The organism is Hymenobacter cellulosilyticus, from assembly GCF_022919215.1.
GTDB classification, from domain to species: domain Bacteria; phylum Bacteroidota; class Bacteroidia; order Cytophagales; family Hymenobacteraceae; genus Hymenobacter; species Hymenobacter cellulosilyticus.
The window spans coordinates 875,461-899,289 of record NZ_CP095046.1; the positions used below are offsets into that span (position 1 = coordinate 875,461).

The 23,829-nt window shown below is 58.7% G+C and carries 31 protein-coding genes and 1 pseudogene; 19 read left to right on the top strand and 13 right to left on the bottom strand.

Annotated elements, in window-relative coordinates; all coding sequences use genetic code 11:
• Positions 1-735 precede the first annotated feature (735 nt).
• Positions 736-1,053, bottom strand: a complete 318-nt coding sequence (locus tag MUN79_RS04255) for a cyclic-phosphate processing receiver domain-containing protein (RefSeq protein WP_244676544.1) — start codon at positions 1,051-1,053, stop codon at positions 736-738.
• 891 nt (positions 1,054-1,944) lie between these two features.
• Here MUN79_RS04255 and MUN79_RS04260 point away from each other — a divergent pair.
• Positions 1,945-2,640, top strand: coding sequence for a hypothetical protein (locus tag MUN79_RS04260; RefSeq protein ID WP_244676545.1), 696 nt, complete (start codon positions 1,945-1,947; stop codon positions 2,638-2,640).
• 477 nt (positions 2,641-3,117) lie between these two features.
• Here the strand turns inward: MUN79_RS04260 and MUN79_RS30610 are convergent, their stop codons facing one another.
• Both MUN79_RS30610 and MUN79_RS04270 read right to left on the bottom strand, forming a co-directional pair.
• Positions 3,118-3,486: a T9SS type A sorting domain-containing protein gene (locus MUN79_RS30610; RefSeq protein WP_311136749.1), complete on the bottom strand. Its 369-nt coding sequence runs from the start codon at positions 3,484-3,486 to the stop codon at positions 3,118-3,120.
• Complete coding sequence (locus tag MUN79_RS04270; protein ID WP_244676547.1) at positions 3,393-4,571, bottom strand: hypothetical protein; 1,179 nt, start codon at positions 4,569-4,571, stop codon at positions 3,393-3,395. Before MUN79_RS04270 ends, MUN79_RS30610 begins: the two co-directional genes overlap by 94 nt.
• A 299-nt stretch (positions 4,572-4,870) precedes the next feature.
• Between MUN79_RS04270 and MUN79_RS04275 the strand changes: the two genes are divergently transcribed.
• Positions 4,871-5,086, top strand: a complete 216-nt coding sequence (locus MUN79_RS04275) for a hypothetical protein (protein ID WP_244676548.1) — start codon at positions 4,871-4,873, stop codon at positions 5,084-5,086.
• Positions 5,087-5,263: 177 nt separating this feature from the next.
• Here the strand turns inward: MUN79_RS04275 and MUN79_RS04280 are convergent, their stop codons facing one another.
• Both MUN79_RS04280 and MUN79_RS04285 read right to left on the bottom strand, forming a co-directional pair.
• The gene (locus MUN79_RS04280) at positions 5,264-5,572 is read right to left on the bottom strand and encodes a hypothetical protein (protein WP_244676549.1); all 309 of its coding nucleotides are present in this window, start codon (positions 5,570-5,572) and stop codon (positions 5,264-5,266) included.
• Positions 5,533-6,051, bottom strand: coding sequence for a PKD domain-containing protein (locus MUN79_RS04285; protein ID WP_244676550.1), 519 nt, complete (start codon positions 6,049-6,051; stop codon positions 5,533-5,535). Before MUN79_RS04285 ends, MUN79_RS04280 begins: the two co-directional genes overlap by 40 nt.
• 291 nt (positions 6,052-6,342) lie before the next feature.
• On the opposite strand from MUN79_RS04285, the gene MUN79_RS04290 reads away from it, so the two are divergent.
• From MUN79_RS04290 to MUN79_RS04335, 10 genes are all read left to right on the top strand, one after another.
• Positions 6,343-6,813 (top strand): hypothetical protein, encoded by a 471-nt coding sequence (locus tag MUN79_RS04290; RefSeq protein WP_244676551.1) that lies wholly within the window; start codon positions 6,343-6,345, stop codon positions 6,811-6,813.
• A gap of 8 nt (positions 6,814-6,821) precedes the next feature.
• Entirely contained in the window at positions 6,822-7,247 is a 426-nt protein-coding gene (locus MUN79_RS04295; protein ID WP_244676552.1) for a hypothetical protein, read from the top strand.
• Positions 7,244-7,651 carry a hypothetical protein gene (locus tag MUN79_RS04300; RefSeq protein WP_244676553.1) on the top strand — a complete coding sequence of 136 codons (408 nt, stop codon included), beginning with the start codon at positions 7,244-7,246 and terminating at the stop codon, positions 7,649-7,651. The genes MUN79_RS04295 and MUN79_RS04300 overlap by 4 nt, the downstream gene beginning before the upstream one ends.
• A gap of 75 nt (positions 7,652-7,726) precedes the next feature.
• Entirely contained in the window at positions 7,727-8,254 is a 528-nt protein-coding gene (locus MUN79_RS04305) for a ferritin (RefSeq protein ID WP_244676554.1), read from the top strand.
• Between the two features lie 72 nt (positions 8,255-8,326).
• The gene (locus MUN79_RS04310; protein WP_244676555.1) at positions 8,327-8,947 is read left to right on the top strand and encodes a hypothetical protein; all 621 of its coding nucleotides are present in this window, start codon (positions 8,327-8,329) and stop codon (positions 8,945-8,947) included.
• A gap of 175 nt (positions 8,948-9,122) precedes the next feature.
• Positions 9,123-10,382 (top strand): M48 family metallopeptidase, encoded by a 1,260-nt coding sequence (locus MUN79_RS04315; protein WP_244676556.1) that lies wholly within the window; start codon positions 9,123-9,125, stop codon positions 10,380-10,382.
• A gap of 63 nt (positions 10,383-10,445) precedes the next feature.
• Complete coding sequence (locus MUN79_RS04320) at positions 10,446-11,027, top strand: glycosyl-4,4'-diaponeurosporenoate acyltransferase CrtO family protein (protein ID WP_244676557.1); 582 nt, start codon at positions 10,446-10,448, stop codon at positions 11,025-11,027.
• An 81-nt stretch (positions 11,028-11,108) separates the two neighbouring features.
• On the top strand, positions 11,109-11,759 hold the full coding sequence (locus MUN79_RS04325; protein ID WP_244676558.1) for a T9SS type A sorting domain-containing protein: 651 nt from the start codon (positions 11,109-11,111) through the stop codon (positions 11,757-11,759).
• Positions 11,760-11,950: 191 nt separating this feature from the next.
• Positions 11,951-12,559, top strand: coding sequence for a hypothetical protein (locus tag MUN79_RS04330; protein ID WP_244676559.1), 609 nt, complete (start codon positions 11,951-11,953; stop codon positions 12,557-12,559).
• A gap of 231 nt (positions 12,560-12,790) precedes the next feature.
• On the top strand, positions 12,791-13,420 hold the full coding sequence (locus MUN79_RS04335; RefSeq protein ID WP_244676560.1) for an Hsp20/alpha crystallin family protein: 630 nt from the start codon (positions 12,791-12,793) through the stop codon (positions 13,418-13,420).
• Positions 13,421-13,612: 192 nt separating this feature from the next.
• On the opposite strand, the gene MUN79_RS04340 is transcribed toward MUN79_RS04335, so the two are convergent.
• A complete protein-coding gene (locus MUN79_RS04340) occupies positions 13,613-14,014 on the bottom strand; it encodes a nuclear transport factor 2 family protein (protein WP_244676561.1) in 402 nt (133 codons plus the stop codon).
• A gap of 281 nt (positions 14,015-14,295) precedes the next feature.
• Here MUN79_RS04340 and MUN79_RS29840 point away from each other — a divergent pair.
• Together MUN79_RS29840 and MUN79_RS04345 are read left to right on the top strand one after the other, a co-directional pair.
• Positions 14,296-14,481 (top strand): annotated as a pseudogene (locus MUN79_RS29840) (pectinesterase family protein); the annotation flags it as partial.
• A 65-nt stretch (positions 14,482-14,546) separates the two neighbouring features.
• Positions 14,547-15,287, top strand: coding sequence for a pectinesterase family protein (locus tag MUN79_RS04345; RefSeq protein WP_262922985.1), 741 nt, complete (start codon positions 14,547-14,549; stop codon positions 15,285-15,287).
• A 28-nt stretch (positions 15,288-15,315) separates the two neighbouring features.
• On the opposite strand, the gene MUN79_RS29845 is transcribed toward MUN79_RS04345, so the two are convergent.
• Together MUN79_RS29845 and MUN79_RS04350 are read right to left on the bottom strand one after the other, a co-directional pair.
• A complete protein-coding gene (locus MUN79_RS29845) occupies positions 15,316-15,444 on the bottom strand; it encodes a hypothetical protein (protein WP_262922986.1) in 129 nt (42 codons plus the stop codon).
• Positions 15,441-15,743 (bottom strand): hypothetical protein, encoded by a 303-nt coding sequence (locus MUN79_RS04350; protein WP_244676562.1) that lies wholly within the window; start codon positions 15,741-15,743, stop codon positions 15,441-15,443. The genes MUN79_RS29845 and MUN79_RS04350 overlap by 4 nt, the downstream gene beginning before the upstream one ends.
• Positions 15,744-15,968: 225 nt before the next feature.
• Here MUN79_RS04350 and MUN79_RS04355 point away from each other — a divergent pair, with 225 nt between their 5' ends.
• From MUN79_RS04355 to MUN79_RS04375, 5 genes are all read left to right on the top strand, one after another.
• Complete coding sequence (locus MUN79_RS04355; protein WP_244676563.1) at positions 15,969-16,538, top strand: GNAT family N-acetyltransferase; 570 nt, start codon at positions 15,969-15,971, stop codon at positions 16,536-16,538.
• A 63-nt stretch (positions 16,539-16,601) separates the two neighbouring features.
• Positions 16,602-16,946 (top strand): hypothetical protein, encoded by a 345-nt coding sequence (locus tag MUN79_RS04360; protein WP_244676564.1) that lies wholly within the window; start codon positions 16,602-16,604, stop codon positions 16,944-16,946.
• A 4-nt stretch (positions 16,947-16,950) separates the two neighbouring features.
• Complete coding sequence (locus tag MUN79_RS04365) at positions 16,951-17,508, top strand: GNAT family N-acetyltransferase (protein WP_244676565.1); 558 nt, start codon at positions 16,951-16,953, stop codon at positions 17,506-17,508.
• A gap of 132 nt (positions 17,509-17,640) precedes the next feature.
• Positions 17,641-18,210 carry a TPM domain-containing protein gene (locus MUN79_RS04370; RefSeq protein WP_244676566.1) on the top strand — a complete coding sequence of 190 codons (570 nt, stop codon included), beginning with the start codon at positions 17,641-17,643 and terminating at the stop codon, positions 18,208-18,210.
• Positions 18,211-18,272: 62 nt separating this feature from the next.
• Entirely contained in the window at positions 18,273-18,920 is a 648-nt protein-coding gene (locus MUN79_RS04375; RefSeq protein ID WP_244676567.1) for a hypothetical protein, read from the top strand.
• A 54-nt stretch (positions 18,921-18,974) separates the two neighbouring features.
• On the opposite strand, the gene MUN79_RS04380 is transcribed toward MUN79_RS04375, so the two are convergent.
• From MUN79_RS04380 to MUN79_RS04395, 5 genes are all read right to left on the bottom strand, one after another.
• Positions 18,975-20,648, bottom strand: coding sequence for an MFS transporter (locus MUN79_RS04380; RefSeq protein WP_244676568.1), 1,674 nt, complete (start codon positions 20,646-20,648; stop codon positions 18,975-18,977).
• A gap of 606 nt (positions 20,649-21,254) precedes the next feature.
• Positions 21,255-21,623 (bottom strand): nuclear transport factor 2 family protein, encoded by a 369-nt coding sequence (locus tag MUN79_RS04385; RefSeq protein WP_244676569.1) that lies wholly within the window; start codon positions 21,621-21,623, stop codon positions 21,255-21,257.
• 370 nt (positions 21,624-21,993) lie between these two features.
• Positions 21,994-22,239 carry a hypothetical protein gene (locus MUN79_RS04390; protein WP_244676570.1) on the bottom strand — a complete coding sequence of 82 codons (246 nt, stop codon included), beginning with the start codon at positions 22,237-22,239 and terminating at the stop codon, positions 21,994-21,996.
• Positions 22,240-22,717: 478 nt separating this feature from the next.
• Positions 22,718-23,056 (bottom strand): chorismate mutase, encoded by a 339-nt coding sequence (locus MUN79_RS30615; RefSeq protein ID WP_311136653.1) that lies wholly within the window; start codon positions 23,054-23,056, stop codon positions 22,718-22,720.
• Positions 22,990-23,787 (bottom strand): hypothetical protein, encoded by a 798-nt coding sequence (locus MUN79_RS04395; protein WP_311136654.1) that lies wholly within the window; start codon positions 23,785-23,787, stop codon positions 22,990-22,992. Before MUN79_RS04395 ends, MUN79_RS30615 begins: the two co-directional genes overlap by 67 nt.
• Positions 23,788-23,829 lie beyond the last annotated feature (42 nt).

A 23,829-nucleotide genomic window follows, 5' to 3' on the forward strand; every position in this document is an offset into this window, starting at 1 on the left:
GCTTGCTGGGAAGCCCAATTCTGTTGTTCCTGTCCGGCGGAATATTAGCCACGCAAGGCAGAATGCATAGCGTCTTTGGAGTACTCTTCCTGCTGATAGGAATCAGCTGGTGCGTGACTCTTTATTACGAGTTCCGGGATGGGACAGCCTGAGTTAGCTATGTAAGCCAGAGGCACTAGTAGCTTGGCTGTGCCGAGTGAATGAGGAGCAGTTTCTGTCCGTTTCCTTTACCTTCCGCCACCTGGAGATACCTGAGCGGAGTTGTCGTTCTGAATGCGCCCGACATAAATGGTGAATTTACAGTCTAACGTCCAACTATGATGGCACACTGTTGCGGAACGGTTTACTTCGAGGAACCACTGCCGACTTTAGATGTCATTGTCCAAAAGACAATGGAGAATACCGGCTTAATACTGACGTATGAAAATGAAAGAGAAATAGTAATAGAATGTAATGATCTGGGGGTATTCACTTTGGTAAACTTCAAGGAGTCGTCTGGCTATTATCGTGTCGACACGTTCCACTACCCTAGCCCTCCTCATGCATACCTCTTAATGGCTATTTTAAATACACTTGTGCAGTTAGGTGGTGCATATCGAATAGTAGCTCCCAATAAGACTGTGGAATGTACAGTCCCTGCGTGGGCTAAACTTCCGTGGGGAGCAGCACAACCCCTAATTCGAAAAAAGACCTAGATGCTCGTCGCTTCTGCAGTTGCTAAGCCACTGCCAAGGCTCATCCATGCTCCTGCTTAAACTTCAGGAAGTTTTGGAGCAGGCGTTTGATGTTCTCGGCGCCTACAGGGTTGGCCGAATGAACATTAAAGTTTTCTACCACCAGATCATTCTCGACCAGCCACTTGGCGCAATCGTAGCCGCTTTTCACTTCGCAATTGTGCTCGTCGTCCCAGCCCAGGTCGTGGTCGAAAGATATTTCCTGGGGCAGGCCGAGCTGCTTGATGGTAGCCACAAACTCCTCGTAGCTCCGTACGACTGTCCACCCGTCGCCCTTTGGCGTGCGGATATCATCGAGGTATAGCTTGTAGCCCGGCATAGCGCTGAAATGGAGGGTTAGGGATTGGCAAACATACGTTTATTGGGAGCCTAGTGCGCAGTAGGGTTCTTCACCCCGCTCCCGTAGCTTGCGGCATGTTGAAGCGGTGGCTCTATGGTATTGGGGTTCTAGTGGCCATTCCGGTACTGCTTGTGGTGGGACTGATGCTGTACGCCGGAGCGGGAGCAATGGTGGATGGGCTGCAACACCGGTTTCTGCCCCCTACCCGCGTCACCGTCACCTGGCCCAGCGACTGGGGCTGCGACGAGTTTCAGGAGGCCTATACCGTTGTCAAGGTGGAGTACCCCAACAGCCTGGTGCGGCGGCTCTTCAAGGGCACCACGCTGCTGGTGCCCTACCCCAGCGGCCACTACGGCGACACCACGGCCTTTTACCGCTACTACAGCCGGCAGCTCCGGCACGGCCGCCGGGATACGGTCGTGGTGCGGGGCCGCTTTGGCTACGACATCGGGGTGGGCGAGCGGGGGTGCTCTACCAATGCGACGACATTCCCTACTTCGACGTCAACGCCGTGTACTCCCGCAAAGGCAAGCTTCTCAAGCGCTTTGCCCGCTAAACCAGCTCTAGTCGTCACTGGGCACAGCCGAGCAACTGCCGGTAGAAAGTCCCCTGACCTCTCCAACGAATGTTTCCAAGCCCGGCTGCTACACCGGGGCTTGGAAACATTCGTTTTAGGGCTCATCTGCTCCCCGGAGCTTCAAAACAATCGTTGGAAGGCTCCGGGGAGTAGAGGAGCTTGTATTTTTTTGTTTCCGGGCTCAGGGGCTCCCCCGGGGCTTAGAAATAATTGTTTCCGGGCTCGGCTACTGCTTGACAGTATACAATCAGAACGGTATATTCCTGAAGTTGTATCCTTTAACTCATTTATCGATGTCTAGTAATCCTATTGAGTCGGCCGCTACGCCGGCCAAACCCGCTAAGCCCGCCAACCGGGCCGGCCAACTACCCACCTCCGCCATTGCGCTGGCGGAAGTAGCCACCAACGCCGCCAAAGCCTGGCAAAGCTCGGAGCTGCCGGCGCTGCTCTGGCTCACCAAGGCCGACTTTGCCGCCCAGGCCGCTGCCTTCGCCAACAGCCGCGACGCGGCCGATGCCGCCGGGGATGCCCGCACCCCGCAGGCCAAGCGCCTGAAGACCCTGGACAAGCTGCTGGATAAGAGCCTGACCTACGTGAAAGGCTACCTGGCCGAAGCCAACGATGATAAAACGGCCTATTACGGGGAGTTTGGCATCGAGAAGATGGGCAAAAACTACCGACTCCCCACCGCCCGCCCCGAGCGGGTAAAGTCCCTGGACAAGCTGCTCAAGGCCCTCAAGGCGCACAAGTTCGACAAGAACAAGTACGGCACCGCCCACTGGGAGCCTTTGGTGGCGGAGTACAAGGAGCTAGTAAAGGACAGCACCCACGCCAGCGGGCAGCGCAGCGGCAAGGTCAGCAGCAAGGACCAGGGCGAGGAGCAGGTGCGCAAGGCCCTGCGGGCCCTGATTCACCACATCAAGGCCCAGTTCCCGGATACGTTTGAGGCCAAGCTCCGGGAGTTCGGCTTCCAGAAAGAAAGCTACTAGCCCGTCCGGCGGACCTTCCTTCGCTTTCTCGCCTCTGTCATCCTGAGCTTGCGAAGGACCTTCCTCCATGTTCTGACAAGCGTCGTTCAATGCCTAAAGCCATTTCCTACGCTGATAGGAAAGGGCTTTAGGCATTGAACGCCTTTTTCGAGGGGTAAGTGAGGGAGGTCCTTCGGCTGCGCCTCAGGATGACAAACGCAATAAGGCAAACGAAGCATAGATGGTACTTCGCTTCAGCTGGCCGCTGCGCCTATTGCGGGCGCACTGCCTCGGTAGCGAAGGCGGCATATCCTCTTTCTTTGCCGGTATGAGCACCGAGTGGCAACCAGTTGCCGGATACGCTTGCGGCCTGGCTCCAGGAGTTCAGGTTCCGGAAGCAGATGTAAACACAGAAAAGGCCTACTAGCAGCTAGTAGGCCTTTTCTGTGTTTACATCTGCTTCCCGGACCGCAAACGCTTCCCTATCCTAGTACACAATCAGGGGTGGGCCGCCTGCTGACCATCTGCCTCCATAAGCAGGATGTAGTGGCCGGCGGCCAGCCCAGCCAGGTTTAGCTCCGAGCGCAGGCCATTGGTGAGCGTCAGGGTGCGGGTTCTGACCACTTGCCCCACGGTATTGAGCAGCTTGAACAGCACCGGCGTAGCCTTGGGTATCAAGGGCAACTGCAAGGTAACGCTGGTGTGGGCGGGGTTCGGGTACAGACCTACCTCCGATAGCAGAGCCTTGGTGTTGGTGGCGGGAGCTACATCGGCTAGCAGCGCCAGAAAGCCCCGCCGCGTCCCCCTCCCGTACTTACGGGCACACTGCCAAAAGTAGTAGACCCCTCTATCTGACCTGCGACGTATACGCTGGCCCCGCTTACGGCCACGGCAAACGCGTAATTGCTGCTGCCTATACCATCTGCTTTCCGGGCCCAGGTAAAGTCGCCGGTAGGGCCGGCGTCGGTGAGCCGGGCCACAAACAAATCGGTGCCCATGGACGCATTTGGCCCCGATCTTACCAGGCTGGTCGTGCCAAATCTAGCCGTAAGGCTGGCTTGGTACCCGGCTACGTACACGTTGCTCCCACTCACGGCCAGGGCGTAGGCCGATTCGTTACTGGAGCCCCCGCCCCGGGCAATCCATACCGGGACGCCCGCCGTGGTAAGCTTGGCAACCACAGCATCATAGCCACCGGCCGAATTGGAGTTGCCGGAGCCAAAGGATAACCCGGGGCTCGATGTGCCGCCCGCCAGGTACAGGTTGTCGCCGCTCAGGGTCAGGGCCCGGGCCTGGTCAGCACCCGTGCCGCCGAGTTGCCGCGTCCAGGTTATGGTGCTGGTAGCCCAGGCATCAGCCAGCCGGACCACGAAGATGTCGGAGCCGCCGGCGCTGCTGAACACCGTGTTGCCGATGGCAAAAGCCGGACTGGACGAACTTACCACCAGATACACGCTGTTGCCCTCAGCCACCAACGCATCCGCCTGGTCGAAGTCGGTGCCACCGAGGTACTGCACCCAGGTAAAGGAAGCCGCGTTGCCCGCGTCGGTGAGCTTGGCCACGAAGGCATCCGTCGTATAGGTGTCGGAGGAAGCGTTCTGGAAGGTGAATGCGCCAAACTGAGCCGTAGGGCCATCGGTATACCCGGCCACGTATACGCTGGTGCCGGCGCAGGCTACCGCCGTAATATATTGCCCCCGGGTGCCTCCTATGCGCTCCGCCCAGACAAAGCGGGCCGTACCGCCCTGCTGGGTAAGCTTCGCCACGAATCCGTCGGTCGTATAATCGACGCTGGTACTGCTAAGCATGATGGAGCCAAAGGTGATGGTGGGGCTGGCAAATTGACCCGCAATGTAAATGTCGTTGCCGCTCACCGTTATGGCCGTAGCCTCGTTGTCGAGGAGGCCCCCGCCTGCTGCGCCCACAGGAAACGCCCCGAAGCCGGGCTCCATTTGGCCACGAATATGCTGACTCTTTCACTCGTCAGGGTGAGGGAGCCAAAGCCGGCCTTTCCCCAAACGTGCCGACTATATACACGTTGCCGCTGGCGTCGGTGGTAGTAGCTTTTATCTGTGAGCCATTCCCCACCGGGCCACTAATACCAACTACAGCCTGCCAGTCGGGGCCTGCGCCCAGGCTTTGGGCCCCGTAAGCAACGCCGTAACAACCGTAAACAAATAGATAAAAAGAGTACCGTATTTCATAAGCAGGCAGAAAGTTGAGCTTTAGGCAAGTACAAAGGTCTGCTTTTATGCGGGCAAGCAAACGGCAAATCAACCTCTGCGCTATATTATTATGCAAGCCGGCGGCCCTTAGCTGTGCCGTATCAGAAGTCAGCCGCAAGGACCAGGGCGAAGAGCAGGTGCGCAAAGCCCTGCGGGCCCTGATTCACCACATCAAGGCCCAGTTCCCGGATACGTTTGAGGCCAAGCTCCGGGAGTTCGGCTTCCAGAAGGAAAGTTACTAGCGGCTACCTTCCCACGGCGGCCTGTTTATGTAGACTTTTCTCTTCCTTGTCTGTCATCCTGAGCCTTGCGAAGGACCTTCCTCCATGTTCTGACAAGCGTTATTAAGCATGCAAAAGCCCTTTACTACGCGGTAGTAAAGGGCTTTTGTATGCTGGAGGCTGGGTTGGTGCAGGAGCTTACTCGTAGCTGCACTCCAAGTCCAGGGAGCTGAACAGCGCCACGTTGTAGATATACTTGCGGCTGGCAAAGTCATCGGTCTTAGGCCCGGCACTGCCCCCACTAAACATGTTCGATATCAGACAGTACGTGCCGGCAGCATCGGTTGCCATCAGGCTGACCAAGTAGTAGTCATTTGAAAAGCTGCGGCCAAACTTGCGCTTGTCGAGCGCCACCTTGCTGGGCACCTCGATGGCCAAGGGCGTGCGGGTGTCCCGAAACACGTTTTTCAGCGCCTCACTCCGGAATACCACCGGCGCGTTTTCCACGATGCCCCGGGCAAGAATTTGCTGTTCTGGGTTACGTACTGAATCTGGAGGTAAACGTCGGCCTCGTCGGTTTGGGGCCAGGTAGAGTTGAAGTTCGGAATCGGCGTCAGGGACCAGTAGACCCGGTTAAGCATAATGCGCTTCACCACCAGGTCCCGAACCTGCACGGTCTTGGAAATCGAGGTTTTCCGGCCTTCCTGGTTGGTAGTGGTCAGCGTCACGATATAGTTGCCGGGCTTGTCGTAGGAAAGCACCGGTTGCTTGGCTTCCGAGGTGACGCCGTTGCCGAAGTCCCAGAGAAACGACTGGGCGTTCTTCGACTTGTTGAACAAGGAGCAGGTATCGTGCGTGGCAATATCCAGGGCATCGATGGTGGAACCCCGAAAGGTAAAGCCCGGCTCCGCGGCGGGGGCCTCATCTTCTTTCTGACAAGCGGTAAGCAAGCCCAGCAAGGCTACCCCCATGACTAACTTCTTCATATAACTTCTGATAAAAGGTGGTAACCAGGATAGGCACAACCTGCCAGGCTTTTGCCCCGGCAGTCTGATCAGGAGTCAAAATAGGGCAAACGGGCGTGCTTTCCAATCCAGGCTTTCGGTTTGGGGCCCCACCGGCAAAGTCCTACCCTGCGGGCAGGCCCAATCCGGCCGCGGACATGGAATACTTCCTATATTCCAACCGCTAACCGGTGGCAGCGTACACCTTACGGCCGCCTACCCACCGGCCTTATTTATCTCAACGCTCTATTTCTTACGACTCTATCAACGGTTATGAAACAGCTGACTCCCAGGCCCCAGAGCGACAAGCAGCAGCTGGCGCGCGCCGGGCAGGCGCTTCGCCCCACGCCCCCGCCGGTGCGGCACGATAAAGCCAGTTTGCTGCCCGCCGGGCGGCGGATGGAGGCGGCCCCGCGGCCCGTCAGAAGCGGCCCGCCACTCCGAACCCGGTTTGTGATAAACCTGGAGAGCAACGTGCGCTACAACCTCGACGAGCTGGTACTCTACGAGAAGTGCATTCACCAGACCCTGGCCTACCGGGGCCGGGACGGCTACCGCAACTCCCAGGACCAGGATCTGCACATCCGTACCACCGACGTGACGACCTGGAACCCGGGCGAGGTGCTGGCCCCGATGCTGAAGCCACTGATGCATCATTTCCAGAACCTGTGGGATGAGTTTGCCGACGGGGAAGGCCCCAAAACAGCGCCTTCCTTAGTGAGCACCCCGTTACTAACGACCTGAAGGTGGCTATGCAGTCGGAAACAGACCGGCTGATTTACCTGCTCTACGACAAGTACCAGGGCAATCCGGAAGGGGCAGCCCAGTACGTGGACATGGCCCTGTCTTTTGGACCCATTGAGGCCGTTACGTCCTTGAGCAACCGCAACAAGACCTTTGCCGGCTCGGCCAATATGAGCGGCTTTGTACACGGTAACCGGGTCATCATCGTGGTGGCTGACACCAAGTCCCTGTACTCGCTCCTGGGCCACAGCACCCACCGGCTCGACCATTTCCGGTCGCCGCGGTGGTACTCCTATGGGTTCACGTACCAGTTTTACGTGTGGAGCGTGCGTATGCATACCCATAGCTGGTACATGGCCCGGCGCAAAACCGTGGACCGGCACGGCCGCAAGAAAGACTGGTTCGGCATCAATCCTAGCTTACTTCCCGGATGAAAAAAGCACTCGGCCTGCTCCTGGCCGCCGTTGGCCTCAGCGCCTGCGACAACGGCTACTCCACCGAACTGGGCGACAACATGACCTTTGCCTGGCAAAACAGCCTGGACTACACCAACCTCTACATCGGCAACGGCACCGAGCCGGTGATTCCGGGCGGGTGCGACTCGGCCAAGTGGAACAGCCGCTACGTGCTCACCAAGGGCCGCTACTGGCGCTACGCCGACAACAACGCCTGGCAGCTTACCTCCGTGCCTCCCGACAGCCTGTTCTACTTCGTGGTGGACAAGAAGCGCTACCAGGGCCGGCAGGAACGGGACCCGGCCGTGCAGGGCCCCCTGACCCGGGCGCAGCAGCTGGATTGGGAAAAGCGGATTCCGGGTCCTTACCAGGTTCCGGAATAATCTGGCTGGGCAAGCGCTAGGAAAGCGGTAAACCTGTAAATTACCCACTCCGTCCACCTTAACAGCTGATCTGCTATGTTGCCCCAACTCGTTCAAAACGCGCTCAACAAGCAAATTTTCATGGAAGCCCAATCGTCGCAGGCCTACCTGGCTATGGCGTCCTGGGCCGAGATTCAGCCGGGCCTGGATGGGGTAACCAACTTCTTCTACCAGCAGAGCGACGAGGAGCGGGTGCACATGCTCAAGCTGATTCGCTACGTGAACGAGCGGGGCGGCTTTGCCCTGGTGCCGGCCCTGCCCCAGCCGGTTATTACGTTTCAGTCCCTGAAGCGCGTGTTCGAAGACTTCCTGCGCCACGAAATAGCCGTGTCGGAGAGCATCAACGAACTGGTGGGCCTCACGCTGCAGGAGCGCGACTTTGCCACCCACAACTTCCTGCAGTGGTACGTCTCGGAGCAACTGGAAGAGGAAGCCCTGGCCCGCACCCTGAACGACAAGCTGGAGCTGGTCGGAGACGATAAAAGCGGGATTTACATGTTCGATAAGGACATCCTGCTGTTTCGCGGCAATACGGCCTCGGAAGCTTCCAACGGCCGCTCCTAGCTTGGCCCCGGTGGGTTTCCGCGTGCTTTAGTATCTTATCTGCCTTAGAACTACTATTCTATTTGCCCTGCTATGAAACACCTTTTCGCCCTCCTGCTCGCTGCGGGCACCGTTGCTCTACCCGCCTGCTCCGATACGTCGGATGGCGACGACCCGGTACCGGCTGCCGAAACCCGCATGGACCGGGAGCTGCGTTATCCGCTGACGCCCCCGGCTGCCAATGGCGACACGGTGCTGGTGCTGGCCAATGGCTATCCGGCGGAGGTCATTAAGGCCACGGCCATCGGGCCTGGGGCCACGTGGTCGTCTTACATGGGTCTGCAGATTGTGCTGGAGGTACCCAGCCAGGCCGAGCAGGTGCGCATTATGATTCCGGACGCGAAGCTCAGCCCGAGTCTGACCGGACAATACTTCTTCGACCTGTATAAGACGAAGCGGAATAGTGCCGGCGGCTCGTACGTGGTGGGCTCAGCCGCGACTCGCCCCCTCATTGATACCTACTTCAACGCGCTGAGCAATGGCAGCATCAGCATCGATAAATACGACCCGAAGACTAAGCTGATATCCGGATGGTTCTATCTGCAGCAAGCCAGCGTATCGGACCCCGGCGCATTGGCCGGCCTGGGCGAGCCGTTGCGCAAGAAATGCACGGTAGTCCTCAAAGGCTCCTTTGCGAACGTACCCGTGCAGTAGCAGGCGCCTGGGTCCGGCGGTAAGGGCCGCAAGCCTCGGGCTTTTAGACAAATAAGGCAGGCAACCCCAGCCGGAATCCGTGCATCTGGGAGCCAAGGCAGCGCCCGTAGTAGTGGTACCGCACCACTGCTGCCGTGCTGCTGTGTTTAGTGCTTGTATTCCTTTATTTCTCCCTATGCCCCTTTCTACCCGACGCCTGCTGCTGGCCGGCACCTTACTACTGCTCACCCTGCCCGTGCTGGCTGCCACCCCTCCCGACTCAGCGGCCTTCAACGTGGAAGCGGCTACCCAGCACTACCTCAACACCCTGACCCCGGCCCAGAAAGCCAGTTCCGACGCCTACTTCGAGGGCGGCTACTGGCTGCAGCTGTGGGGCTTGCTCTACGGCCTGGCAGTGGCGGCCGTGTTTTTGGTGCTGGGCCTCTCGCGCCGCATGAAAGCCTGGGCCCAGCGCCTGCCGGGCAAGGTGCTGCCCACGCTGGCCTACATTGCCCTGTATATTGTGCTGACTCACGTGCTGAGCTTTCCGCTGAGCGTGTACGACGACTATTTCCGGGAGCACCAGTACGGGCTGTCGAACCAGTCATTTGGGGAGTGGCTCACCGATGACCTCAAGAGCCTGGCTATATCGGCCGTGGTGGGCAGCGTGGTCGTGCTGATTCTGTACGCGGCCATCCGGCGCACGGGGCGCAGCTGGTGGGCGTGGGCCACGGGCCTGGTCGGCATTTTCCTGGTGGTGTCGGTGTTTTTGTCGCCCATCTTTATCAGCCCCCTGTTCAATAAATACACCACCCTGCCCGCCGGCCCGGTGCGCAGCCAGATTCTGAGCATGGCCCGGGCCAATGGCGTGCCGGCCGACAACGTGTACGTGTACGACGCTTCCCGGCAGAGTAAGCGCATCAGTGCCAACGTGAGCGGGCTGGGCAGCACCATCCGGGTATCGTTGAACGACAACCTGCTGAGCCGCTGCACCCCGGCCGAGGTGCAGGCCGTCATGGGCCACGAGCTGGGCCACTACGTGCTCAACCACATTCCCAAAATGCTCATCTTCTTCGTGCTCATCATCGGGCTGGGGCTGGGGTTTGTCGACTGGGCCTTCCACCGCCTGCTGGCCCGCTACGGCAGCCGCTGGGGCATCAGCAGCATCGGCGACGTGGGCGGTTTGCCGCTGGTGGCCGTCTTGTTCAGCGTGTTCATGCTGCTGGCCCGCCCCGGCTTCAACACCATTATCCGCACCCAGGAGCAGGAAGCCGATATGTTTGGCCTGAATGCCGCCCGCCAGCCCGACGGCTTTGCCTCCACGGCCATGAAGCTCTCGGAGTACCGCAAGATTGACCCCAGCCCCTGGGAGGAAATCATCTTCTTCGACCATCCCAGCGGCCACACCCGCGTGCTGACGGCCATGCGCTGGAAAGCCGAGCACCTGCGGGAGTAGCAGAGCCAGGGACGCCACTGCGCCTCAGGATTGTATAATCAGGAGCTACTTCACGGGCTTGCCATGCTTACCGAAAAGAAAGCTTCCGCTCCCTCCGCGGCGTTTCTGACCAGCCTCAACGCAGTGCCGAACGTGCTGTGGTCGGGGCTGAGCCTGGGGCCGTTGAGCGCCTTTTGCTATCAGCACATGGCCCGGCCCTGGCTGTGGGGGTTGCTGGCCGCAAGCCTGCTGGTGTATGCAGTACCCAAGACCTGGTTTCGGTACTGGCAGCTTAGCCGCTCCCGAGTTCCTTACCAGCGGCTTGGCGTGCCCGCAGTCAACTACTTCACCCAGCACGGCTACCTCGTTAACTTCCTGATTCGGCGCCGGTACCCGCATTACCGCCACGCCGCGGGCCCGGCCGCTTTGCGTAGGCTGGCCAGTGGCAGCTACCACCAGGAGCGTTTTCACGCGAGTATGCTGCTCTTCTTTGCCGGAACGAGTGTATATGCAGCTGCGCAAGGGCACCTGGGCTGGGCAGTGGTGCTGCTGCTTAGTAACGTGGGCTATAATCTTTACCCCATCTGGCTTCAGCAGTACCTGCGGCTGCGTGTAGCGCAGCATTCCGGAGCTTCCTCTTCGTTCAGATCACAAAAGCCTCGTTAAAAGATGCGCTGAACAGTACTTAATTACAGGTTTTATAGCTTTATTTGTTGTGTAATTAATTCACAATTCAACTCCCACCACATGCAAAACTTTACCCGCACGCTTACCGTCCTGCTGGTCCTGCTGTTCAGCGCTACGCTGGCTATGGCCCAGACAACTTACCCCACGATTGGCATCATTGGCTCGGCTACGGCTAAGGGCTGGGATGCTTCCACGGCCATGACGGCCGGCACCGGCGCCAACAACCACCAGTGGACCATTACCCTGCCCCTGACCGTGGGTGAGGTGAAGTTCCGTGCCAACGATAACTGGGATGTAAACTGGGGTGCTGCTACCTTCCCCAGTGGCGTAGGTGTTGCCAACGGCCCGAACATTCCCGTGGCTACTGCCGGCAACTACTCTGTAACGTTCAACGACATCACCGGCGCTTACACGTTCACCCGCAACACGACGGCCAGCACTACCGCCAGCCGGCCCACGCTGAGCCTGGCCCTGGCTCCTAACCCCGCCCGCGAAACGGTGCGCGTAGCCTACGAGCTGACTTCGGCTTCCTCGGCTACCCTGACCGTGCTGAACATGCTGGGTCAGCCCGTGCAGCAGCTTTCGGCCGTGCGCCAGGGCGCTGGTCAGCAGGAGCAGCTGGTGTCGCTCCGCAACTTGGCCGCTGGTCTGTACCTGGTACAGGTTCAGGCTGGCAACCAGCTGCAGACGGCCCGCCTGCTGGTCGACTAAGCTTACTGGCCGGGCTTGTTCCTGGCTAGCTTCAAACCGAGGCATCCGCAGTGGCGGGTGCCTCGGTTTTTTGTTTTCCGGCCCTTCGTTTGGTCTCTAGTTTAACTGGCCCGATCGGTATTTTCGGGCCTGAGCTGCCCAGTTGGCACTATTTTTCGTCTGAGCATTCAAACTCACCTTTATACTTCATTATGAAATTCACTATTACCCGCTCCTTATTCCTGGGCCTTACGCTGCTACTGACCACGGGCTGCGACAAAGAAGATGACCAGCAAGTCGCGCCAGAGCCCCTGCCCGAGCCCACCTTTGTGTACAGCCGCTCCATCGTGTACTACGACAACGGCCAGCGCCGGGACACCACTTTTCAGGACAAGAAAGCCTCAATGGTGTCGGTCCAGAACAGCAAGATTATGCGCGTAGCGGCCGGCCCGCTCACGTCTACGGAGTACGTCGACTTTACCTTCGACCGAACCGCGGTTAAGTCCGGCATCGTGGGTAGCTATACGCTCAAAACCCAGAAGGAATTTGCCAAAGGCGACGCCGATCTGACCTACGCCTACCGGTTGCCGGAAAATCTGGGCGGCGGCAGTGTCCTCTTCAACAGCCGCGGGCAGAATATCACCGGTAACTTTATCATCACGGCCTACGATGCCAAGCGGCAGCTGCTGAGCGGTACCTACACCGCTACCCTGGCCGGCAACTATGACCCAACGGTAGAGTACAGCAGCTTCCCCAAGCGCCGGTGCGACATTATCATCAACGGCAGCTTCACCAACGTTCCGCTGAAGACGGAAGAATAACCTGGCCGACAAGCTGTTCTTTTAGTTACCGCCGTTCCCGCGGCCCGCGTCTTTCCGGATGCGGGCCGCTGTCGTTTCAGAACCCGTAGCTGGCTGGTAGGACTAGTAGCCGTTACCCGATTTTTCGCTTTTACAGGCTAAAAAAGCTGCTTTTCGGGTGAAACCGCACTTTTTTTGCCTGCGTATTAAGGCCGCTTGTATTCGTTTGTTTCACCTCAAACCTGTACGACCATGGCCATTCAAAAGTATCAGGATTCGTTTTCGGATCTGGCTTCGTCGAGCTTCAGCACGATGCTCGACCGGTTCTTCAACGATTCACTGGCGGCGCGGGGGCGCGTGAATAGCTTCTCTCCCCACGTAGATGCCTACGAAACTGAGCAGAGCTACGAAATAGAGGCGGCTCTGCCCGGTCTGAAGCGGGAAGACATTAAGGTGGACTTTCACCAGGGCCGGCTGACCATTGCCGGGGAACGGCACTTCCGCCAGGAACAGCAGCAGCGCCGCTACCACGTGGTAGAAAGTTCCTTCGGCTCGTTTAACCGTTCCTTCCAGCTCCCCGATACCGTCGACGCCAGCCGGATTCAGGCCTCGTTCGAGGACGGCGTGCTGCGCGTCAGCGTGCCCAAGGACGAGCAGAAAACCCGGCGGCACCAGATTGAGGTGCGCGGCAGCCAGTCGGCAGCAACGATGAGCGGCACTGGCAATGGCAGTAACGGCACCGGCCGTATGTCGGAGCGCGTAGGCCAGCAAGCCACCGACGTGCCCGTGCAAAACGGCTCCGACACAAACCAGAACCAGCCCAACAGCCCGGCGGCTATGTCCGAGCTGGCCGGTACCAGCAGTAATGGTACGGGCTCTTGATACTGGCAGCCCGAACTATCAGGTAAAGGCCTTCCCCGTAAGGGAAGGCCTTTTTCGTGCCGATTTGCCAATGCTTGCAGAACCCGCTCCCCTCCCACCAGCTTCGGCAGCCAGAAAGCCGACTGACCAGCACGCTCGGGCTTCTTTGATCAATCAATAGCAGGAATAATACAAATTAGCCTCGTTTACGGCTTATAGTACTTCGTAGCACGGATAACGACGCTGCCGGAAGATTTTACCGTCCTTGAATTCGAAAATCAGGCACAGCTGGGACGAAATACGCTGACCGCGGGTAAGGCCCATCACGTCGCTTATCACCGTGGCCTGCCACAGGCCTTCTACTATCACTGTGCCGTCGGGGCAGGCTTGAGTACGCTGCACATCAAACTTGGGAGAATACAGCAGCTCCCGCCCGATGCGGAGGTTGTCGATAATCTCGCTAAATGAGCGGCGCTGCAGGGTTTTATACACCGCATTGGGGTATTCGGTCTGCTCTACGTCCGGATGCAGGATGTCGGTATACGCAGCCGGATCGGTCGTAAACGAGTCGACGAGGTCAAAATAAGCGGTAACAAGAGCAAGGTGTGGATTCATCGGGCTGGGCGAGTAACAAGTAACCGCGCAAGATAAAGACTGCCCCCGACAGTAAAGCCACACGGGCACTCCAAACTTGCCAGCGGCGAAGAGTCTGGTAAGCTGGCGCCGCTGGGTTCTGGCCCTGCGCCGGATTTTCCGGGCTATCTGATTTTGATAAGCCTTTCTTTTCTCCTATTTTGCTCTGAAATACCTCGCCCCTGCGCTCCGCGCATTTTTCACACCTATTCTGCAATTAGTTTTCTCAAATCCCATGATTATCTCTACCCACCTACTTACCCATGAAAAAGCTTCTACTCGTTTGGTTGCTCCTCTTTTCCTGCTGCGTTGCCTTTGCTCAAACTAAACAGATCATAGTTGCCCAGGACGGCAGCGGAACCTACCAAACCGTGCAGGCCGCCCTGGACGCTGTGCCGAAAGGCAACGACATTCCGATTACCATCTTTATTAAGAAAGGCACTTACAAGGAAAAGCTCAACCTGGCCAAAAAGCAGAACTTCGTAACGCTGCTGGGGAAGACCTCAACGAGACGGTGCTCGTGTACGATGATTATAACGGCCGCGTGGCCGAAAGCGGCGAAAAGCTGGGCACCTCCGAAGCCGCCAGCTTCCGCGTGTTTGGCAACAACTTCAGCGCCGAAAACATCACCTTTCAGAACTCGGCCGGGCTGGCGGGTCAGGCCCCGGCCATGTGGGTGTACGGCGACAAGGCCCGCTTCGTGAACTGCCGCTTCCTGGGCTTCCGCGACACGCTCTATACCTATGGCTACGGCAGCCGTCAATTCTACAAGAACTGCTACATCGAGGGCACTACCGACTTTATCCTGGGGGCGGCCACGGCGTGGTTTGAGGACTGCACGCTGTACTGCAAGCCCAAAGGCACGTGCATCACGGCCGCTTCCACCCCGGACAGCATCGGCTTCGGCTACGTATTTCAGCGCTGCAAAGTGGTGGGCGACGCACCCGAGGACTCGTATTTCCTGGGCCGCCCCTGGAAGCCGGCCGCCAAAACCGTGTTTCTGAACTGCGAGCTGAGCAGCATTATTAAGGCCAAAGGCTGGGACCACTGGGGCAAAGAAGACAACAAGCAGGAAGCTTTTTTCGCCGAATACAAGTCGAAAGGCCCCGGCGCCAGCCCCAAAGCCCGCACCACCTGGTCGCGGCAGCTCAACGCCGACCAGGCGGCTTTCTACAACTACGAAACCGCGCTACGCGGCTGGAACCCATTGGCAGAAGAAGCCATGGCTCCTTCCCTGAGCACCACCAAGCCCTAACAGCGGGTGTTGGCAGCCGTTGGGCGGCTTACCCGGGCTGCCCCTGTTGCTGCAGCAGCCACGCTTCGGCCTGAGCTGGTTTTTCGAATGAGCGGTATACCAGCGGCAACCCCTGAATATGGGTCGTGATGTAGGCCGTGGCCAGGCGCACCATCACATCAGCCGATACAATAATGGCCCGTGCCGGTAGCCGCCCACCACGGCATGGGGCAGCCATTCCTCGGCCACCCAGCGCTGCTCTACTTCGGAAAAAGGCAGCATTCCTACCTGGTCAATCAAAATCCGGCTCCAGCCCCGGCGCTTTAAAGCCGAGGCCATGTGCGTGAACAAAGCCTTGGTGTCCTGAAGCTGCCGGGGTCCCGAAGACCAGTTGACTCGCAGAAAACCCGCCGGATCTTCCAGCAGCTGGCCGGCGGCATTTTGAAAATAAATAGCGGAGGCAAGCTTTGCACTCATAAACGACGGCGCCGGATTACTGAGCCGGCGGCCCAATTCTTCTGCTCAACCTGCAACGGGGCTAGTTGTTCAACCTTTTGCTGCTGCCAAGCGGCCGGATTAAGCGCGTGACTAAAAATCTTTTTGGCGCTTTTGCTGGTTTCGTCCGGGAGGCAGACCGCTAAGCCAAAGGTGGCGGCCCTGCCTATATTTGCTTTCCTACCCCGGGAAATCGTATAGCCTGTTATGATTCCGCTCATCACCCACACGCCCCGCCTCACGCTTATTGCCGCCAGCCGGGCCCTGCTCACCGCCGAGCTGCACAAACCCCAATACTTTCCGGTTCTGCTCGGGGCAGCTCTGCCCTCTGATTGGCCCCCGGGTGAGTACGACCTGGACGCTATGCGCTACTTTTTGGAGCAGCTCACGGCTGGTGGCCGCACGGCAGCGGGCTGGTACGGCTGGTATGCCCTGCGCAAAGCCACCGACGCCCACCCCACCACCCTTATTGGCGCGGGCGGCTTTCTGGGCCCTCCCGACGCGGCGGGCACTGCCGAAATTGGCTACTCCGTAGCGGCCGACTGGCGCGGACAGGGCCTGGCAACCGAGTTGGTAGCCGGCCTGGTGCAGCAGGCCAGTCACACGGGCATGGTCCGGCAGCTTCTGGCTCACACCCAGCCCGACAACCTGGCTTCGCAGCTTGTGCTGCAGCGCAATGGATTTGAAGCGGCCAGCATGGGTCCCGACGGCCGCCTACGCTTTGTCCGGTCCGTAGAGCCGAGTGAGCCGCCGGCGTCCCGGTCGGTGATGCGGTAACTGAGCCGGGTGCCGGCTTTATGGCTTCTCCGCCTGGGGCTGCTCAGGTTGCCCGGCCTGCTTATGTTGGTGTTCCGCCCCGGCCGGGGCTTTCTTCCTTTCGATTCAGCAACGAACATGCACGAGCAAATTCTTCAGTTGGTAAGTCAGGCGCACGCCCTGACCGAACAAGGCGCCGTGGCCGAGCCCGACCACTGGCAGCGCAAGCGGCTGGTACTAGCCGATTTGTCGCTGCATCTGGTCCAAACGGCCCTACGTAGCGGTCCGCTGAACGTGCAGGACTTGCAGCGGCAGCTGTTTTCGGTCCTGACGCTGGCCGATGGATTCCTGGATGAGGTAGACCTCAAGCCCACGGCCGAAGCCCTGTTCACCGCCAGCCAGTCGGCCCACCCGGCTGCTCAAAAGTAGCGCCGTGCTGCAGTTTCAGTTTACGCCTTTTCCCGAGCTGCGCACTCCCCGGCTACTGTTGCGGCAGCTGACGGCTGACGATGCCGAAGCCATGCGGTTTTTCCGCTCCGACGAGGAGTTTCTGCGTTACGTTCCCCGCGAAAAAGAGCCGACCCTGTTTCAGGCTCAGCAACATCTGCGGCTGCTGGCCGATTTGGAAGCCGCCAACCAAGGCATTACCTGGGCCCTGAGCCCGCCCGAGCAGCCGCAAGTCTTGATGGGCACCATCTGCCTCTGGCACTTGCAGGCCGACCATCACCGGGCAGAGGTTGGCTACGGACTGCATCCCGACTTTGCCCGGCAGGGCCTGATGGCTAAGGCATTGCAGGCCGTAATCGACTACGGCTTCGACCACCTGCGGCTCCATAGCCTGGAAGCTCAGGTGGACCCCGATAATGTGGCCTCCATCCGGCTGCTGCGCAAGCACGGCTTCGTGCAGGAAGCTCACTATCGGGAAAACTACTACTTCCAGGGTCGCTACCTGGACACGGTCGTTTACTCCCTGCTGACAACCCACCGGTAGCACGCCCCGCAGGAGTCGTTTCAGCTTTAAATGACCCCGACGAACCGAAGGGAAAATACCGTAGCCACTTGGCTAATCAGTGCGTAAAAGTGAGGCAAACCAGATCTAACTGCTAACCTTACTGCCTGCGCCATGTACCGATTTCTCTTTCTATTCTGGGCCCTGGTGGTCGTGGCTGGGAGTCAGCCGGCCTGGGCGGCGGCCCCCGCTGATGATATACCGGCCCGCCCCACCCCTTTCCGCTTCGTAACAGATCAGGCGCAGCTGCTGAGCCCGGCCGATGCCAAAACGCTGGAAGGCGGCCTGCGCCGCTACGCCGATAAAACCGGTACTCAGATAGTTGTCGTCACGGTACCTTCGCTCGGGGGCCGCAGCGTTGCCGACTACGGTCGGGCGCTGGGGCAGGCCTGGGGCATCGGCCAGCGCGACAAAGACAACGGCCTCGTTATCCTGCTTGGCGCCCAGGAGCATCAGGTAACCATTCAGGCCGGCTCCGGACTGCGCACGGCCATTACGCCCGAGGTTACTGCCCGGGTAATCAGCCAGGATATGACGCCCCGCTTTAAGCAAGGCAACTATTTCGCCGGACTGCGCGCGGGCCTAAACACGCTGATGCTAGCGGCTAACCCGGAATCCAACCCCAGAAAAACCAGCCGGCTGCTTCTGCTGCCACGGCCACCACTCCCGGCGGCACCGGCTTAGCCAGTCCCGACGTAGCTACTTCCCCACCGGCTACGGCCGCAGAGCCCATCAGTTCGGTTCCGGTGTCGGCGCCAGAGCCCGAGTCTTCTGAATTTGGACTAGGTACGCTGCTGCTCGGAGCCTTGGTGCTGGGCGGCGGTATCTGGCTGGTAACCCGGCTGTTTCGACGGTCTTCAACTCCCGCGGCGCCAGCTACCGGCAGCGCAGCTCCCGATTTTCTGCCCAACCGTCCTAATTCCGGTGGCTACAACCAGCCGGGCCCCGGCTACAACCAAGGCTATAACCGACAGCCAGCCCCGGATTTTCTTCCTAACCGGGGCGGTGGCTCCGGCAGTGCCGTGGGAGGCATGCTAATGACCGGGGCAGCGGCAGCGGCCGGCGCTTATCTGGGCAACCGTATGGCCTCCGCCCACGACACACCCCACCCCGATCAGCTCAATCCGGATGCGCCGGCACCGCACCTGGGCTACGGCGCGGCCGGCCCGGCTACCAGCGGCGGCTTCCCGGCCCTCGACGGCACTGGCGGCACCACTGACAATCCAGCTCCAGACTACTTCTCCGAGAATACCTCCGCCGATTCCGGCCCCGATTATTTCTCCTCCGACGAAAGCTCGTCGTATGATGACCCCTCCTCCGGGGATTCGGGCGGGGCGGCTTCGATGACACCAACGATAATAGCGGTTCCTGGTAATTCAGCCCGTCGGGTATAAAACAACGTGGCCGCTCCATTACAGGGCGGCCACGTTGTTTTGCTACGTTACGGACTACTGCGGCCCTTCCATCGTTTCGAAAGGCGTGGCCACTTCCACATTAGGGGTTTTAGGGAAAGCCAGAAAGTGCGTCACCCGGGGCGGCTCCGGGCCCGTATGCAGCTGCCGCACCTGGGCTTCCAGGGCCTGATCTTCCCGGGTAAAGCGGTGGTGTTGCCGCTGGTGCTCACCCCAGGTAGCTACGTGAAAAAATTCCGTAATGCGCGTCGGGTCGGCGATATCCGAAAACACCCCGGCCCGCAACGAACCATCCCGCAGCCGCAGGCGGGTAAGACGAGCCACTGCTTGCCGGAAAGCGGGCTGGTCCGCAGCAGCTACGTGGTACTCAATCATGACTACCACCGGTCCGTCATCGGGGTCGATGGTGCCCTGCACCGCCGGATCGGGCCAGTGCTCAGCGGGCGCCAGGTCCAGCCCTTCGGCCGAGCGCATGGGAAAGGGAATAGCCAGCAGCATGCTTACCAGCATCCAGACTGCAGTAGCCAGCAAGGCCGTTTCCAATGAGGCCCGGTCAGCCAGCTCGCCCCACACAATACTGCCCAGCGAAAGTCCCGCCTGAAAGACCAGCATATAGATGCTTACCACCCGGGCCTGCACCCACTTGGGCACGTGCAGCTGGACCGTCGTACTAAAGCTGGTCATGACCATAAGCCAGGCAATTCCCGACAGAAACATAACCGGATACAGCCAATACACTACCGTTACCAGGGCCAAGCACACATTGGTACCAACAAATACCAGGGTCCCGAGCAGCACCCGCTGGTTAAAGTTGAGCTTATTTCCGGCTCGGCCCATCAGCAAGGCGCCCGTAATAGCGCCGGCTCCCAGCCAAGACAGCATCACCCCGTAAGCACCTGAGCTCAGGCCCAGCTTGCGGGCTATAACCACCGAGAGCAGCCCCCACATGGCGCTGGCGCCAAATGAAAAGGCAAACGTGCGAAACAGCACAGCATAGATGGCCGGCGAATACTGCACGTAGCGCAGGCCGGCCCGCAGCGCGCCGGTAAAATTTTCGGCGGGGCCGCTGCTGGCCTCCTCCGTGCGCTGCCACGAAAAAATGACGGCGTACGTGCCTAAGAACGACAGCCCATTCACCAAAAACACCCAGCCCGGCGAGTAATAGGCAATGATGAGTCCGCCGATGGCCGGGCCGATGGCGCGGGCAATGTTATTACTGACGCCATTCAGGGTAATAGCAAACGGCAGTACCGGGCGGGGTACGAGCTCCGTCGTCACGGTTTGCCACACCGGCGCGTTCAACGCCGCCCCGATTCCCAGTAAAAAAGTAAACGCCAGGACACCCAGAGCCGAAACTTCGCCCAGGAGCGTAAGAGCCCCTAGCGCGAAGGCGACAATGGCCATAAATCCCTGCGTGAGCAGCAAGAGCCTGCGCCGGTCAATTAAGTCGCCCAGGGCCCCGGCGGGCATGCTCAGCAAAAAGGCAGGCAGGCTGTTGGCGGTTTGCATCAGGGCTACTACCAAAGCCGAGGTAGTCAGCGTCGTGACTAGCCACACCCCGGCCACGTTTTGCATCCAGGTGCCAATGTTCGACACGACTGATGCAATCCAGATGGCCCGGAACAGCGCGTATTGAAACGGCGTCCCGAGCGTAGCCTTGCCGTTGGCGGGGAAGGAGAACTCATAGAAGGCAAAACTAAAAACTACCACAGCACTACGCCGCAACCGCATCTGGCACTTGCGCCTCCCGGTCCGGTAAAACAATCAGCCGCACCTCCCTCACGAGAGAAGTGCGGCTGAATACCGGGAAGCGGATCCGGTTACTGGTTCCGCGTTGGAGGATCTACAGTAATAACGCCTTTGCGCACTGGGGCAGCCTGCTGCTTCCGTTTTGCTTTGCGCCGAGCGGCCCACCGTCTGAAGAAGCCGGGCTTGCGGTGCTTTTTGCGGCCTTTATACCGTTTGTAGTTCGGACGCGGAATCGGGCGGCCATCCACGGTTAGCTCCGTAGCGGCAGCACTGGTTTCCGATTCGGCCATGGCTGATCCTGGTTCCCCCAGGCATAGCACCGCGCAAAGCAGTAAGAGCAGTAGTTTGTACATAACGCTGAAGAAAAGGTGGACTTTACGCTTCGCACAAACAACCTGAACAGCAGAGGTTTACCGTTCACTAACTTTGCCGGGCGAATTTTCCATTTTCTCCTAGCTAATACTATACCAGGATGAAAATGGTGTTTTATCAAACGCAAAAAAGTTCACCTTGGATTCAGCTTCCTGCAATCTTCCTGCTGGGCCTACCTACAATTCCCCACTTTTTCTAGAAAGGGTCGAAACAGCTATAGTTGCGCTGCTTGATGATAAGGCCATCCTTCAGTTCGAAGACTACGCAGAACTGGGCAGCCAGCTGCTGGCCCCGGACTAGCGGCCCAATATCATTGGCCAGCGTGGCTTGCCAGTGAGCCTCAATCACCACACTTCCATCCGGGCACTGCTGCATCTGCTGTAATTCGAAAAGGGGATTTACCAGTAGCTCACGCCCGGCCCGAATATTTTCCAGAATCTCGGCAAAGGAACGGCGCTGCAGGGTCCGGTTCAGCATATTCGGAAACTCTACCTGCTCCACATCCGGATGCAATACTGTCGCATAAGCTGCCGGGTCTATCTCCAGAGATTCACTTAGTTTCAAAAATTTGGTAATGGTTTGCAATTGTTCAGCCATAGGAGTGGGAAGACAGAGGTAGTATGGAGCCTCAAGATAGAGGATGATGAACGTTCAAGGCTACTACAGCTACAACAGGCTCAGTGTTACAGCTAGTATATAATTTTAAAAATATAATCCTATGTTTCTCCTCTTGCCACTCGGCGTTGGGCACTCTCTAACGGGCTTGTTGTCCTCAACTATGTATAACCCAAAGGCATATCTGTTTTAGAAGACGTGAGCCGTTATTCCTGGGGTTGGCTACGGCCATGACCCCGTTATAAAGTCAGAGCAGTTTACCCGGCCCTTTTCGGACTCGGATAAACTGCTCCGTATGCTGTGCTTAAGTAGACTGGACCTATTTGTTGCGCATGGGCTTATCGACTTTCACCGATGGTATTGCCTTGCGCTTACGCTTACGCATTGCCTTGCGGCGCAAGGCCCACCGCCGGAATACGCCAAGCTTTTTAGCCCGGTGGCGGCTATTGCCCCGGTAAGGCTTGTAGTTTGGGCGGGGAGTGTTGGTTTCTGCTATTTCGGTTTTTTCAACCGAATAGTCAGCGGTGGTTGCCTGTACCGCCTGGGGCTCCAGAAGCGTAAACAAGGCACACAGGAGAATGAGTATTGTTTTGTACATAGCCAAGATTTAAATGTTGTTAGATCAGTTCCACCATCCCAATACATTACCTTAATCCTAAACTTCAGGTGTAAGGCGCTTCTAAATTAAGAACACTACGACAAAATATCCTAATTCATTTTAGCAAATATTTGTAATCCAGCTTAAACACAAATTGTTCTTTTCCAAGTCTACAAACCTCTCTATCGGCAAACTTTGCGTGGTCGGCACCCTGCTCTCCTACCGGCACTCTGTCGTTGCCGGGTCTGGCTGCGGCGCTGATGAAACCTTAGGGAATTAGACAAGAACTTCACGGGCATTTCGGGTATTCTTAAATACTTATCGGACCGAGCTGATTTCGACTTGCCAGGACGCACAACGGCCCGTTGCTGGCGAGCAGCAACGGGCCGTTAGACGGGGCTCTGGGTGAGGTGGCGGGACTCGACCGGACCGCTCGGGCTAGAAGTTAGCCTTCCATCACCTTGTTCTGGTGGTTGATGGACTCCAGGTGAACGGCGGCGAAGTACTGCTCGATAAACTCCGGGGTAAGGCCCACGGATGAACCCTGGCGCTGGGCCCGCTCCAGTACCTCGTTCCAGCGGCTGGTTTGCAGAATGGTGATGTCGTTTTCCTTTTTGTAGACCCCGATTTTCTCGGCCACAGCCATGCGGCGACCTAGGAGCTGGATGATTTCGGCGTCGAGCTGGTTGATTTGCTCGCGCAGGCTGGACAAGGCCGTCAGAAACTCGCGCTGGTTGGTGGTTTCGTGGCGCCACACCAGGTCCGTGATGAGGTCCTTGAGCACCTCGGGGTAATCTGCTGCTTGGCGTCGCTCCAGGCGTGGTCGGGGTCGATGTGGCTTTCAATCATGTTGCCGTCGAAGCCCAGGTTCAGGGCCTGCTGGGCCACGGCCGATAAGGTGTCGCGGCGGCCGCAGATGTGGCTGGGGTCGCAGAGCAAGGGCATTTCGGGGTGGCGGCGCTTCATCTCGATGGGCAGGTGCCACATCGGGGCGTTGCGGAAGTCGGTGTTGCCGTAAGAGCTGAAGCCCCGGTGAATCAGCCCCACTTGGCTTAGGCCGGCCTTCTGCAGGCGTTCCACGGCGCCTACCCACAGCTCCAGCTCGGGGTGAATCGGGTTCTTGACCAGCACCGGCACCTGCACCCCGCGCAGCACGTTGGCAATTTCCTGCACCGAGAAGGGGTTGCCGGTGGTGCGGGCGCCCACCCACAGAATATCGACGCCGAAAGCCAGGCAGTCTTCCACGTGCTTAGCGGTGGCCACTTCCACGGCAATGGGCAGGCCGGTCAGCTCACTGGCTTTCTTGAGCCAGGGCAAACCCTTGGTGCCCACGCCTTCGAAGCCGCCGGGCTTGGTGCGGGGTTTCCAGATGCCGGCGCGCAGGGCCTGCACCTTGCCGGTAGCGGCCAGGCGCTGGCAGGTTTCTAGAACTTGCTCCTCGGTTTCGGCTGAGCAAGGCCCGGAAATCAGGTAAGGCTTATCGTCGGGCTGGCGGTTGAAAAGTGCGGATTGCATGATATGTTGGGTTTGAGTTTTGCGGGGAGTTGAGAAATGGTA

Excerpts from the sequence above, each read along its gene's own strand:
- MUN79_RS04255 (WP_244676544.1), bottom strand. The coding sequence starts at position 1,053 with ATGCCGGGCTACAAGCTATACCTCGATGATATCCGCACGCCAAAGGGC.
- MUN79_RS04260 (WP_244676545.1), top strand. The coding sequence starts at position 1,945 with ATGTCTAGTAATCCTATTGAGTCGGCCGCTACGCCGGCCAAACCCGCT.
- MUN79_RS04270 (WP_244676547.1), bottom strand. The coding sequence starts at position 4,571 with ATGGAGCCCGGCTTCGGGGCGTTTCCTGTGGGCGCAGCAGGCGGGGGC.
- MUN79_RS04275 (WP_244676548.1), top strand. The coding sequence starts at position 4,871 with ATGCGGGCAAGCAAACGGCAAATCAACCTCTGCGCTATATTATTATGC.
- MUN79_RS04285 (WP_244676550.1), bottom strand. The coding sequence starts at position 6,051 with ATGAAGAAGTTAGTCATGGGGGTAGCCTTGCTGGGCTTGCTTACCGCT.
- MUN79_RS04290 (WP_244676551.1), top strand. The coding sequence starts at position 6,343 with ATGAAACAGCTGACTCCCAGGCCCCAGAGCGACAAGCAGCAGCTGGCG.
- MUN79_RS04295 (WP_244676552.1), top strand. The coding sequence starts at position 6,822 with ATGCAGTCGGAAACAGACCGGCTGATTTACCTGCTCTACGACAAGTAC.
- MUN79_RS04300 (WP_244676553.1), top strand. The coding sequence starts at position 7,244 with ATGAAAAAAGCACTCGGCCTGCTCCTGGCCGCCGTTGGCCTCAGCGCC.
- MUN79_RS04305 (WP_244676554.1), top strand. The coding sequence starts at position 7,727 with ATGTTGCCCCAACTCGTTCAAAACGCGCTCAACAAGCAAATTTTCATG.
- MUN79_RS04310 (WP_244676555.1), top strand. The coding sequence starts at position 8,327 with ATGAAACACCTTTTCGCCCTCCTGCTCGCTGCGGGCACCGTTGCTCTA.
- MUN79_RS04315 (WP_244676556.1), top strand. The coding sequence starts at position 9,123 with ATGCCCCTTTCTACCCGACGCCTGCTGCTGGCCGGCACCTTACTACTG.
- MUN79_RS04320 (WP_244676557.1), top strand. The coding sequence starts at position 10,446 with ATGCTTACCGAAAAGAAAGCTTCCGCTCCCTCCGCGGCGTTTCTGACC.
- MUN79_RS04325 (WP_244676558.1), top strand. The coding sequence starts at position 11,109 with ATGCAAAACTTTACCCGCACGCTTACCGTCCTGCTGGTCCTGCTGTTC.
- MUN79_RS04330 (WP_244676559.1), top strand. The coding sequence starts at position 11,951 with ATGAAATTCACTATTACCCGCTCCTTATTCCTGGGCCTTACGCTGCTA.
- MUN79_RS04335 (WP_244676560.1), top strand. The coding sequence starts at position 12,791 with ATGGCCATTCAAAAGTATCAGGATTCGTTTTCGGATCTGGCTTCGTCG.
- MUN79_RS04340 (WP_244676561.1), bottom strand. The coding sequence starts at position 14,014 with ATGAATCCACACCTTGCTCTTGTTACCGCTTATTTTGACCTCGTCGAC.
- MUN79_RS04350 (WP_244676562.1), bottom strand. The coding sequence starts at position 15,743 with ATGAGTGCAAAGCTTGCCTCCGCTATTTATTTTCAAAATGCCGCCGGC.
- MUN79_RS04355 (WP_244676563.1), top strand. The coding sequence starts at position 15,969 with ATGATTCCGCTCATCACCCACACGCCCCGCCTCACGCTTATTGCCGCC.
- MUN79_RS04360 (WP_244676564.1), top strand. The coding sequence starts at position 16,602 with ATGTTGGTGTTCCGCCCCGGCCGGGGCTTTCTTCCTTTCGATTCAGCA.
- MUN79_RS04370 (WP_244676566.1), top strand. The coding sequence starts at position 17,641 with ATGTACCGATTTCTCTTTCTATTCTGGGCCCTGGTGGTCGTGGCTGGG.
- MUN79_RS04395 (WP_311136654.1), bottom strand. The coding sequence starts at position 23,787 with ATGCAATCCGCACTTTTCAACCGCCAGCCCGACGATAAGCCTTACCTG.